Origin of the sequence: Saccharopolyspora galaxeae, from assembly GCF_016526145.1 — a bacterium.
Classification (GTDB): Bacteria; Actinomycetota; Actinomycetes; order Mycobacteriales; family Pseudonocardiaceae; genus Saccharopolyspora_C; species Saccharopolyspora_C galaxeae.
This window is the reverse complement of sequence record NZ_JADDUE010000001.1, coordinates 782,028-793,314: the sequence shown is the minus strand read 5'-3', so window position 1 is coordinate 793,314 and position 11,287 is coordinate 782,028. Positions and strand designations below refer to the sequence as shown.

8 protein-coding genes are annotated in these 11,287 nt (G+C 73.1%); 1 reads left to right on the top strand and 7 read right to left on the bottom strand.

The window, feature by feature from the left end; genetic code table 11:
* Positions 1–13: 13 nt before the first annotated feature.
* Positions 14–613, bottom strand: a complete 600-nt coding sequence (locus INP57_RS03570) for a pentapeptide repeat-containing protein (protein WP_200068515.1) — start codon at positions 611–613, stop codon at positions 14–16.
* Positions 614–948: 335 nt separating this feature from the next.
* A complete protein-coding gene (locus tag INP57_RS03565; protein ID WP_200068514.1) occupies positions 949–1,452 on the bottom strand; it encodes a universal stress protein in 504 nt (167 codons plus the stop codon).
* Positions 1,453–1,469: 17 nt separating this feature from the next.
* Here INP57_RS03565 and INP57_RS03560 point away from each other — a divergent pair, with 17 nt between their 5' ends.
* Positions 1,470–2,753, top strand: a complete 1,284-nt coding sequence (locus tag INP57_RS03560; RefSeq protein WP_200068513.1) for an ArgE/DapE family deacylase — start codon at positions 1,470–1,472, stop codon at positions 2,751–2,753.
* Between the two features lie 61 nt (positions 2,754–2,814).
* Here the strand turns inward: INP57_RS03560 and INP57_RS03555 are convergent, their stop codons facing one another.
* From INP57_RS03555 to imuA', 5 genes are all read right to left on the bottom strand, one after another.
* Positions 2,815–3,723 (bottom strand): aminoglycoside phosphotransferase family protein, encoded by a 909-nt coding sequence (locus tag INP57_RS03555; protein ID WP_307849885.1) that lies wholly within the window; start codon positions 3,721–3,723, stop codon positions 2,815–2,817.
* A 39-nt stretch (positions 3,724–3,762) separates the two neighbouring features.
* Entirely contained in the window at positions 3,763–4,764 is a 1,002-nt protein-coding gene (locus tag INP57_RS03550) for a DUF418 domain-containing protein (RefSeq protein WP_200068512.1), read from the bottom strand.
* A gap of 100 nt (positions 4,765–4,864) precedes the next feature.
* Positions 4,865–8,281: an error-prone DNA polymerase gene (locus INP57_RS03545; protein WP_200068511.1), complete on the bottom strand. Its 3,417-nt coding sequence runs from the start codon at positions 8,279–8,281 to the stop codon at positions 4,865–4,867.
* Entirely contained in the window at positions 8,278–10,344 is a 2,067-nt protein-coding gene (locus tag INP57_RS03540) for a DNA polymerase Y family protein (RefSeq protein WP_200068510.1), read from the bottom strand. The genes INP57_RS03545 and INP57_RS03540 overlap by 4 nt, the downstream gene beginning before the upstream one ends.
* Positions 10,334–11,230, bottom strand: a complete 897-nt coding sequence (imuA', locus tag INP57_RS03535; protein ID WP_307849884.1) for a DnaE2-dependent mutagenesis accessory factor ImuA' — start codon at positions 11,228–11,230, stop codon at positions 10,334–10,336. Before imuA' ends, INP57_RS03540 begins: the two co-directional genes overlap by 11 nt.
* Positions 11,231–11,287 lie beyond the last annotated feature (57 nt).

Genomic DNA, 11,287 nt, shown 5'->3' with positions numbered 1-11,287 from the left:
CCGGGCTTCGGGTTCAGTCGACGCGCAGGCCGTTGGCGGCGGCGTAGGCCAGCGCGGTCTCCATGTCGACCCGCGCTCCGGACAGCGAGCTCTGCACCAGCTGGTTCGCGTCCAGCCGCGAGCCGCGCAGGTCCGCATCGTCGAGTTTCGCGCCGAGCAACCGGGAGCTGGTGAAGTCGGTTTCCCGCAGGTCGCAGCGGCGCAGGTCGGCATCGCTGAGGTTGGCCTCCCGGAACCGCAGGCCCCGCAGGTCCAGCCCGCGCAGGTCGGCCCCGCCCATCCCGGCCAGCGTGAAGTCCGTTTCGCGCAGCGTGCACGGCCGCAACTTGCAGGCCACGAAGGAAGAACCGAGCAGCGAGCAACCGTCCCAAGTGGACTCGCGCAGCAGCGTGCGGTCGAAGGTGCAGGACCGGAACGCGGTGGCGCGCAGCCGCGCGTCGGCCAGGTCCGCGCGGGCGAAGGTGCACTCGGTGAACACGCAGTTGGCGGCCCGCAGCCCGGTGAGGTCGGCACCGGTGAAGTCGCAGTGCTCGAACTCGCGCCCGTCCCATTCCTGGTGGATCAGCACCGCTTCGGCGAAGTCCTCCCCGACGGCCGGCTCCGGCTCACTCATGACCGCGACCTTTTCACACCGGTCCGACGATCCGGCCGAGGAGCAGCCACCGAGATCAATCCACCATTAATACCCAGCATTGCGCACCGCTGATCACGCCCGCGCATCGCCTCCCCGCTGACACGCGCCCCCACCCGATCAGCTCAGATCTTGCCGAGTGAACGGACCGCTCGTCCGACTAGATTGGACGAACAGGCCGTTCACTCTGATCAACTCGCTCGGATCGAGTTGGGTGGGGCGTGTCGGCTCAGCGCGGGGACCGAGATGAGCGGCGAGCAACGCGGGTACCGGTGGAAGCGCGAAAGGACCGGCGAAGGACTACCGGGTGCGAGCCGCTACGGGACCACGACGACGGGCCGCACGGCCTCCACCACCAGCGTCGCGGGCACCGTGCCCAGCAGACCGCCGCGCCGCCGGGACCGCCCGACCACGATGAGGTCCGCGCGGTACTGCTCGGCCACCTGCTCCAGCCCGACCGCCGGATCACCGCGGTGGTGCACGAAGTCCCAGTCGATGTCGATGTAGCGCAGGTGCGCCACGACTTCCTTCTTCAGCTCCTCGACGAGGCTCTCGGCGGCTTCGCTGGCCACCGCGACCCCCATCGGAGACCAGTAGGCCACGCCGCCCACCGCCTCGACGTAGACCAGCACGAGGCGCGCGCGCTCGCGGCGGGCCAGCCCGGCGGCCCAGGCGGCGGCGTGGAAGCTCGCGGGGCTGCCGTCCATCCCGACGACGATGCCGCCCAGCCCGTCTTTGCCGATCTCGAAATCGCGCTCGGTCTTGTCGCCTTCGGCCACGTCGGAATGGTAGTAGGCGCCCTTCCGCCGCTCCGCGACCATGCGCGACACTCGTCCGCGTGCACAGCCAGGAACGCGTGGAACCGACCGATGTGGAGCGCAAAGCGCTGGACGCGGTGGACGTCGACGGCATCCTCGGCGATCTGCGGGAACTCGTAGCCATTCCCAGCGTCGGCGGCACCGCGGGCGAGCTGGACGCGCAGCAGTGGTGCGCCGACCGGCTGGGCGGGCTCGGGCACCGGGTGGACCACTGGCGCATCGACGTGGCGGAACTCGCCGCGCAGCAAGGATTCCCGGGCCAAGAGGCGGACCGCGACGAGGCCGCGGGCTGCGTCGGCGTCAGCGGCGAAGGCGTACCTGCGCTGGTGTTCTGCGGGCACACCGACGTGGTCCCGCCCGGAGATCTGGACCGGTGGCCGCAGCGGGACCCGTACGCGTTGCGGGTTTCCGACGGGATCGCAGCCGGGCGCGGCACCTGCGACATGAAAGGCGGTGTCGCGGCGTTCCTCGGTGCCCTGCAGGCGATCCGCTCGGCCGGGGTGCAGCTGGCGCGGCCGGTCGGGGTGCACGCGGTCGTGGGCGAGGAGGACGGCGGGCTCGGCGCGTTCGCCACGCTGCGACGGGGTCATCGCGGCGCGGCCTGCGTGCTCGCCGAACCCAGCGCGGGCACCGTCGTCGCCGCGAACGGCGGGTCGCTGACGTTCCGGTTGGAGGTTCCCGGGCAGAGCACGCACGGCTCGACCCGGCTGCGCGGGGTCAACGCGGTGGACAAGCTCGCCGGGCTGCTGCCGGTGCTGCGCGAACTCGAAGCCGAGCGCAACGCCGACCCGGATCCGCTGGTCGCGCACCTCGAGCTGCCGTATCCGCTGTCGGTCGGCGTGCTGCGCGCCGGGGACTGGGCGAGCACGGTCCCGGACCTGGCGGTGGCCGAAGGACGGTTCGGCGTCCGGCTGGACGAAGACCTCGGCGAGGCGCGCGAAGCGTTCCAGTCCACGATCGCGCGGGCCTGCGCCGCGGATCCGTGGCTGGCCGAGCATCCGGTGCGGGTGAGCTGGCCGGGCGGCATCTTCGCCAGCGGCAGGCTGCCGCGCGGACACCCGCTGCTCGATGAGACACGCGCAGCGGTGCGGGACGCCGGGGCGGCCGAGCCGGACGTGCTGGGTGCCCCGTACGGCACCGACCTGCGGCAGTACGCGGGCGCCGGAGTTCCGACGCTGCAGTACGGCCCCGGCGACGTCCGGTACGCGCACGCCCACGACGAGCACGTCCCGGTGGCCGAGTTGGAGCAGGCCGCCCGCACCTACGCCCTGCTCGCCATGCGCCGCTGCGGCATCCGGAGCTGAACCGCGCGACGCGGGTCAGCGGGCGGAAAGGTCCGTTCCTCCACCGCCACGGGAATCGTTCCTAGCGGCGAGTCGCGGTGAGGCGTTGCAGCGCTGCGGCCGCCGGCGGCCCCCACGTCGGCTTTCCACCCGGACGGCCGTGCACTCCGGCATCGCCGACGAGCGCGCAGACGAGCGCCTTCACCAACGCCCAGCCGCGAGCGCGGCGCAGCGTCGCTGCGTCGACGGCGGCCGAGTAGCTGCGGTGGAAGCGGTCGATGACCCCGTCGGGCAGCAGCATCCAGCAGGCAGCCAGGTCGCAGGCCGGATCTCCGGCGCACACGTCGCCGAAGTCGACCACGCCGCAGAATTCGCCATTGCTGGTCAGCAGATTCGCCGGGTGCAAGTCCCCGTGCAGCCACCGCGGCCGACCCGTCCAGCCGGGCGCGGCCAGCGCGTCCTCCCAGACCTCGCGCACTGCATCCGGCTCGGCGATCAACCCACGATCGGTGGTCTCCTTCAACAGCTGTGCGACGCCTTCGCCGACGTCGGCCAGCGGACCTCCTCGGCCGCTCCGCCCCGCAGGCGCGTCATCGGGCGCGGGCTGGTGCAAGGCCGCCAGGAAAGCCGCCAACGCATCGGCCGCCTCGGCACCGCGAGTCGCCGGCGCGTGGTCGGCAGGTTCACCGGCGACCCAGGTGGTGACGATCCACGGACGCGGGAACCGCTCGGACGGGCGGCCCAGCCGCTGCGGAACAGGTATCGGCAACGGCAGCCGCGGCGCCATGGCGGGCAGCACGGCGTGCTCCTTGAACAGCAGCTCGTCCGCTTCCTGGGTGGCCCAGGGCAGCCGGACCGCGAGGTCGTCACCGAGCCGCCACAACTGGTTGTCCCAGCCACGAGCACCGAGCGCCAGCGGCAAACCGGCCAAGTCGGGGTGCTGCTCGCGGAGCAACTCCGCGATCAGATCTGCGGTGATCTCGTCCGGCACAGCGGCAACCGTAGCGCTCGGCCGTGCTCGGCACGCTCGTCACGCGGCGACGCGAAGATTCGGGACGTAGCGCCACCAGGTCACGCAGCGCCAGCACCACTCCAGCGGCCCGTAGCGGAACCGGCGCAGCCACAGCCGGCTGAAGACCCACTGCACGACGGCGATTCCGGCCGCCAACGCGAACATGACGCCCCACTTCCGCGATTCGTCCAGCGCGAGCAGCTGATCGGCCAGCAGCACCAGCAGCGTCGCGGACACGTAGTGGGTCAACGCCATCCGCCCCAACGGCTCGAACACCCGCGAGAGCACCGAACCCAGCGGAGAGCGCAGCAACAGCAGGAAACCGGTGACGTAGACGAGCGCCGTCCCCAACCCGGCCACCGCGGACGAGGTGTTGAAACCGCTGTTCAGCGGATCACTCAACTGCATCGGCAAGGCGACGGCCGTGACCGCCGCGCCGATCGCCAGCACCGCGGCCAGCTGCCGGCCGCGCCGCTCCAAGGTGTCCAGCACGCCGAATCGCCCGACCGCGTAACCGATCAGCAAGCAACCTGCGCTGGCGACCTGCCCGCTCGGATTGACCGCCAGCACGGCGAATCCGAGCGCGAGCACGGCCCACGCGGGCAACCAGCTGGCGGGCAGCAGCAACACCAAACCGGCCGCGGCATAAACGGACAACGCCTCGCCCGGTTGCAGCAAGGAGTGCCCGATCCCGAGCAGCAGCAGGAAGACCAGCCGCCGGACCAGCACCAGCCTCGGCCGCGACGCGCGGTTGTCGGCACCTTCGAGCACGAAGCAGAAGCTGACTCCGAACAGCAAGCTGAAGATCGGGAAGAACCGCTGGTGCACGATGCTGTGCAGCAGCTCGGGCACCAGCGGCACGTGCGGACCCGGATCGATGTGCTGCATGTGCAGGATGCTGTTCGCGATGTTGCTCACGAGGATGCCGCACAGCGCGAACCCGCGTAGGGCGTCCAATCCGCGGATCCGGGGGCGCGGTCGCCGCACCGGGACGGTGGCGTCGGCCGGAGAAGTCGTCATGTCCGGTGAGGTTATTGATTCGCCGACGACGGGCGATCAACCGAAAAGTTCCTCCCGCCGGCCGAAAAGCCGGGTTCGCGGCGCTCGCGGCGGTAGCGGCTCACTGGAAGTCACGGGATTGGGACGGCACCCGCATGTCCAGCCGCTGCAACCGGTCCGCGCGCAGGTTGACCACCCCCTCGGCGCGCTCGACGGTGCCGCGCACCAGCAGCGCCGAGCTGGTGCGGCCCACCTTGCGGTAGCGCGCCCACAGCCCGGCCGTGCACACCACGTTGATCATCCCGGTTTCGTCCTCCAGGTTCAGGAACGTGACACCGCTGGCGGTAGCCGGGCGCTGCCGGTGCGTCACCGCGCCGCCGACCAGCACCCGCTCACCCTGCTCCACTTCGGACAGCCCGGTGGCCGGCACCGCGCCGAGTTCGTCCAATTTGGACCGCAGGAACTGCACCGGGAAGCTGTCCGGCGAAACCCCGGTGGCCCACACGTCCGCGGCTGCCAGCTCCACCCCGTCCATGTCCGGCAGCAACGGGGCCTGCGCCGCCACCGTGGTCTCCGGCAACCGGTCCGGGCGGTCGGCCGCGGCCGCCGCCGCGTTCCACAGCGCCTGCCTGCGGGAAAGGCCGAAGCAGCCGAACGCGCCCGCGGTGGCCAGCGCCTCCATCTGCGGAGCCGTCAGCGTCACGCGCCGCGCGAGGTCGGTCATCGACGAGTACGCGCCGCGTTCGGCGCGTTCGGCGGCCAGCTGCTCGGCCAGGTCATCGCCGAGCGTGCGCACCGACGACAGACCCAGCCGCACCGCCGCACCGCCGGTGGATTCCGCGTCGGGCTCCAGGTCGGCGTGCACCCGGCTGGCGTTGATGTCCGGGCCGGACACCCGCACGCCGTGCCTGCGGGCGTCCGCGGCCAGCGACTGCGGCGAGTAGAAGCCCATCGGCTGCGCCTTGATCAACGCCGCGCAGAACGCCGCCGGGTAGTAGCGCTTGAACCAGGAGCTGGCGAACACCAGCGTCGCGAAGCTCAGCGCGTGGCTTTCCGGGAAGCCGTAGTTCGCGAACGCCAGCAGCTTCGCGTACACCTGCTCGGCCAGCTCACCTGAGATGCCGTTGGCCGCCATGCCCTCGAACAACCGGCTGCGCAGCCGCGCCATCCGCGCGGTGGAGCGCTTCGCGCCCATCGCCCGGCGCAACTCGTCGGACTCCGCCGCGGAGAACCCGGCCACGTCCACCGCCAGCTGCATCAGCTGCTCCTGGAACAGCGGCACGCCCAGGGTCTTCGCCAGCGCGCCCGCCATCAGCGGATGCTCGTAGTCCCAGTCCTCGTCGCCGTTGCGGCGGCGGATGTAGGGGTGCACCGAGCCGCCCTGGATCGGGCCGGGGCGGATCAGCGCCACCTCCACCACCAGGTCGTAGAACCGCCGCGGTTTCAGCCTGGGCAGCGTGGCCAGCTGCGCCCGGCTCTCCACCTGGAACACCCCGATCGCGTCGGCGCGGCGCAGCATCGCGTACACCTCGTCGTCCTCCAGGTCCAGCTCACCGAGGTCGACGTGGCGGCCGTGGTGCTCGGCGACCATGTCCATCGCGTAGTGCAGCACCGAAAGCATCCCCAGCCCCAGCAGGTCGAACTTCACCAGGCCCGCGCCCGCGCAGTCGTCCTTGTCCCACTGCAGCACCGTGCGGCCCGGCATCCGCGCCCACTCCACCGGACACACCTCGCTGACCGGCTGGTGGCACAGCACCATGCCGCCGGAGTGGATGCCCAGGTGCCGCGGGAAGCCGATCAGCTCGTTCGCCAGCTCGCGGACCTGGTCCGGCAGCTCGCCGTCGTCGGGCAGCTGGTGCCAGCTCTCCACCTGCTTGCTCCAGGCGTCCTGCTGGCCGGGGGAGAAACCCAGCGCCCGCGCGACGTCGCGCACCGCCGACTTCGGCCGGTACGAGATCACGTTCGCGACCTGCGCGGCGTGCGTGCGGCCGTGCTTGCGGTAGACGTACTGGATCACCTCTTCGCGGCGATCGGACTCGATGTCCAGGTCGATGTCCGGCGGGCCGTCCCGCTCCGGGGCCAGGAAGCGCTCGAACAGCAGGCCGTAGCGCACCGGGTCCGCATTGGTGATGCGCAGCGCGAAGCACACCGCCGAATTCGCCGCCGAACCCCGGCCCTGGCACAGGATCCCGGAGTCCAGGCAGAACCGGACGATGTCGTGCACCACCAGGAAGTAGCCGGGGAAGTTCAGCTTCTCGATCACCGCGAGCTCGTGCTCGAGCTGCTCGTAGGCGGCCGGATGGTGCGGGCCGTAGCGCTCCAGCGCGCCCCGGTAGGTCTGCTCGCGCAGGTGCTCGGCCTCGGTGCGGCCGGGCGGCACGTCGAACGGCGGGAGTTGCGGCGCGACCAGCTTCAGGTCGAAGGCGCACTCGCGGCCCAATTCGGCGGCGGCTTCGACCGCGCCGGGATAGCGGGCGAAGCGCTGCGCCATCTCCTCACCGGAGCGCAGGAACGCGCCCGCCCATGCGGGCAGCCAGCCGTCCAGCTCGTCCAGGCTGGTGCGGGCCCGGATCGCGGCCAGCACCGAGGCGATCCGTCCGCGCCGCGGGTTCGCCAGGTGCGCGGCGTTAGTGGCCACCGCGCGGACGCCGGTGCGGCGGGCGATCTCGTAGAGCTCGTCGTTGCGGGCGGAGTCCTCCGGCAGGCCGTGCTCGGTGAGTTCCACCGCGACGTTGTCCCGGCCGAACAGCGCCACCAGTCTGTCCACTTCGGACTTCGCGGCGGCCGGGCCGCGCTCGGTCAGCGCGGAGCGCACCGCGCCCTTGCGGCAGCCGGTCAGCACCAGCCAGTGCCCCGCCGCCTCCGCCGCGAGCTCTTCCAGCACGTGCTGCGGACGGCCCTTCTCCTCGCCGCGCAGCTGGCCGGTGCTGATCGCGCGGCACAACCGGCCGTAGCCGTCCGGATCGCGGGCCAGCACCAGCAGGTGCTGGTCCGGCGGGTCCGGCACGCCGGTGCGCTCGGTGGCGCGTCCGCCGGGCGGGGGCAGGCTCAGCTCGGCGCCGAAGATGGTGCGCACGCCGTGCTCGGCCGCGGCATCGGCGAATCGCACGGCACCGAACAGGCCGTCGTGGTCGGTCAGCGCCACGGCCTCCAGGCCCAGCTCGGCCGCCTCTGCGGCCAGCTCCTCCGGGTAGCTCGCGCCGTCCAGGAAGCTGAAGTGCGAGTGCGCGTGCAGCTCGGCGAACGGGACGGCCGACGGGGCGCGGCCGGTGCCCGCGGTGTACGGCGCGCGGGTCCGCGTCCAGGCCGGGCTGTCGCCGCCGTCGCCCGGGTGTTCCTCGTCGCGGGGCAGGGAGTTGCGGGGCTGGGGATTTCCGGGCGGGGCGTCTTCGGGCTGGGCATCTTCGGGCCGGGCGTCTTCGGGTTGGGCATCTCCTGGCTGGCCGTCTCCGGGCAGGACGTCGTCTGGCAGGGGGGCGTTGCCGGACAGCGCCTGTTCCAGTTCCGACCAGGTCTGGCGGGGGTTGAACCAGCTCACCGGTACACCCCCTGCACCCACCACGCGCCGTTCTCGCGCACCAGCAGCAGCGCGACCTCGCCGGGGTCGTCCGGGTCCGGCTCGGCGGATTCCTGGCCGGTGGTGGCCTGCCCAGCGGTTCCTTGGCCAATGGTGCTCCGCCCGGTGGCTCCTCGGTCGGTGGTGCTCCGTCCGGTGACTCCTCGGTTGGTGGCGCCCTGCCCGGTGATTCCTCGAACAGTGCCGCCCCGCCCGGTGATTCCTCGGGCGGTGCCGCCCTGCCCAGTGCCGCCCTGGCCAGTGGTGCCCTGGCCAGTGGTTCCTTGTTCGTCGGTTCCCCGCCCGGCTTCCCGCTCCGCCGCGAGCACGACCTGCATCCGCGCCACCCCGGGCAGCCCCGATCCCGCGCCCTCGGCACCCGAGCCTTCCGGAGCGAACGACCCGTTGGTCCCGAACGGTCCGTTCACCCCGAAACCGCCTTCGCCGTCCGGCGCCACCTCTCCCGGCGACCACCGAACCGACGCACCCGGGCGCCACCCGTCCGGTCCGGCTCCCTCCGGAGCGAACGACCCGTTGGCCCCGGAAGATCGGGCCTTCACTCCGGGGGTGGTCCACCAGCGCTCCTGGAGCGGCCAAGGGCCCGCCCAGGCGGCCACGGTGCGGGAACGGCCGTGCACGACGACCCGGTGCGGCTCGGCCGACAACCCGAAGCGGGCAGTGAGCGACACCGGCTCGCCGTCGGCGTCGAGCACCGTCGCCGGCCACGGCTGCCCGGGAACCACCGAAGGCGACGGTGCCGGGATCCGGCCGGGCCAGGGCCGGTCCGGTGCTCGCCGCGGACTGCGCTCGTCGCCCCACGGCACGAGGGTCACCAGGTCCCGCACGTCCCGGCCGCCCGCGGGCGCGCCCACCAGCACCCGATCCGGGCCGATCATGCCCTGCACGCGCACGAACGCGCGGCCCGCGCGGGAGTCCGCCTCGCCGGTGGCCGAACGCATCAGGTCGAGCTGGAGCCCGCCCGCGCCCACGACTTCCTCCGGGTGCAGCGACAGCACGGACACCCCGGCGGTGGGGCGCTGCTCGCCTCGGCCGCTGAGCCAGCCGTCCAACTGCCAGCGCACCCGGTCCACCGTGCCCGCCGGGCTCAGCGGCTCCGCGCACCGCCACACGCGGTGCAGCCGCTCGCCGTGTTCGGTGCGGGCCGAGATGCCCAGGCGGGTGCAGCCGACGCCGCGTTCGCTCAGCAGCACGTGCAGCCGTTCGGCCAGCCCGCGGGCCGCGAACGCGGCGGCGTCCACCCGCTCCACCGGCGGGTCCAGGTGTTCCTCGACCACCAGGTCCGGCGGCGGCGTGCGGCGGTCCGGCGGGCGCTCCTCCGCACCTCGCGCGGCGCGGTGCGCCAGCAGCGCGTCACCGCCGAACCGGGTGGAGACGTCCGCGGGGGTCAGCGCGGCGAACTCGCCGAGCGTCCGAATCCCCAGTCGTCGCAGCAGATCCACCAGGTCAGCCCGGTCCGCGGCCTGCTGCGCGGGCTGATCGACCTCGCCGATGCCCAGCGGCGCGAGGAACTCCGGACTTCCGCCCGGCGGCACCAGCACGCCCCGCCGCGCCGCGAGCTCCCCGGCGAACAACCCGTCCGCCGCGCCCACCTGGCACTCCACGCCGGTATGCGCGTCGACCTGGTCGACGATCCGCTCGGCGGCGGTCCCCTCCGCGCCGAAGTAGCGCGCCGGACCCCGCGCAGGCATGGCCAGCAGCCCCGGGCGCACGATCTCCACCCCCGGGATCAACGCCTCCACAGCGGCCACCACCGGCTCGAAAAGCCGCGCGTCCCGGTCCGGGTCGTGTTCGCACACCGCGAGTTCCGGGCATCTGCCCTGCGCTTCCCGGCGCCGCATCCCCCGGCGCACCCCGGCGGCGCGCGCCGCTTCGGAACAGGCCAGCACCCGGTTCGCGGTGAACACCGCGGCCGCCGCCTGCGACCCGAACCCGCAGGCCGTGGTCGCCGCCACCACCGGCCAGTCCGGGCACCACACCACGAGCCTGCGCACGGGCGCGCCGGCCGCGAAGTCCTCACCCGGCATGGTCGTCCTCCGGTACCGAGTGCAGCGGAGGCCGACCCTGCGCGGCGGAATCCGGCGAACCCGCACGGTCCGGAAGCCGCCGATCCGGCGCGACCGAACGGTGCTGCCTCCCGGGCAGTCCCGAGCAGCCCGGCTGCTCACTCCTGCCGGGCCGCCGCTCCGGCGAATCGGGGCGGTCCGGCGAATCGGGGCGGTCCGGCAGGTCGCGGATCTCCGCGTCCAACCGCTCCGCGGCGGAGCCGTTCCGCCCCGGCAGCAGCAGCCTGCACGAACGCGGCCGGGAAGCCGCCCCGCGCCCGCCCGCGCGCACGGTTATCTCCCGCTCGCGCAGGTGCCCGTGCCCCTGCCCGAGGCCGCGCCAGCGCGCCTGCGTGCAGTCCAGCCGCACCTCCGCCCCCGGCCAGGGACCGAACGGCAGCAGCACCGCCCCGCGGTGCCGCGCGCGGGCGGACAACCGGCGGGCGTCGGCGTCGGCGGGCAGGCCCGGACGTCCGACCACGACCAGGTCCACCCCGTCCAGCAGGGCGGCGATCACCGAAACCGGGTCCCCGCCCGGCTGCGGCACCAGCGCCAACCGGTCGAGGTCCACACCCATCTCGGCCGCCGCGGACAGGCCGAGGCCGGGCAATCCCACCACGGCCGCCCACGACCCCGCCGAAGTCGCCTCGGACAGCAAGGCCAGCAGCAGCGCGGTCGAGTCCTGCACCGCCACCGTGCTGCCACGGCGCAGGCCCGGCCATGGCAGCACGGTGGCGAGTTCCGCCCGCACCGGCAGTTCCCGTCCCGCAACGGGACCACCGTTCACCTCGGTGGCAGCGGAGTCCACGGACACCCCGTTCGCCGTGGTCACCCCGTCCAACGCCACCAAAGGCGTGCTCGCGGACATCTGCTGCCTCCCCACTTCGTTCGCCCGGCACCCGACCCCGCATCGAGCACCCAACCG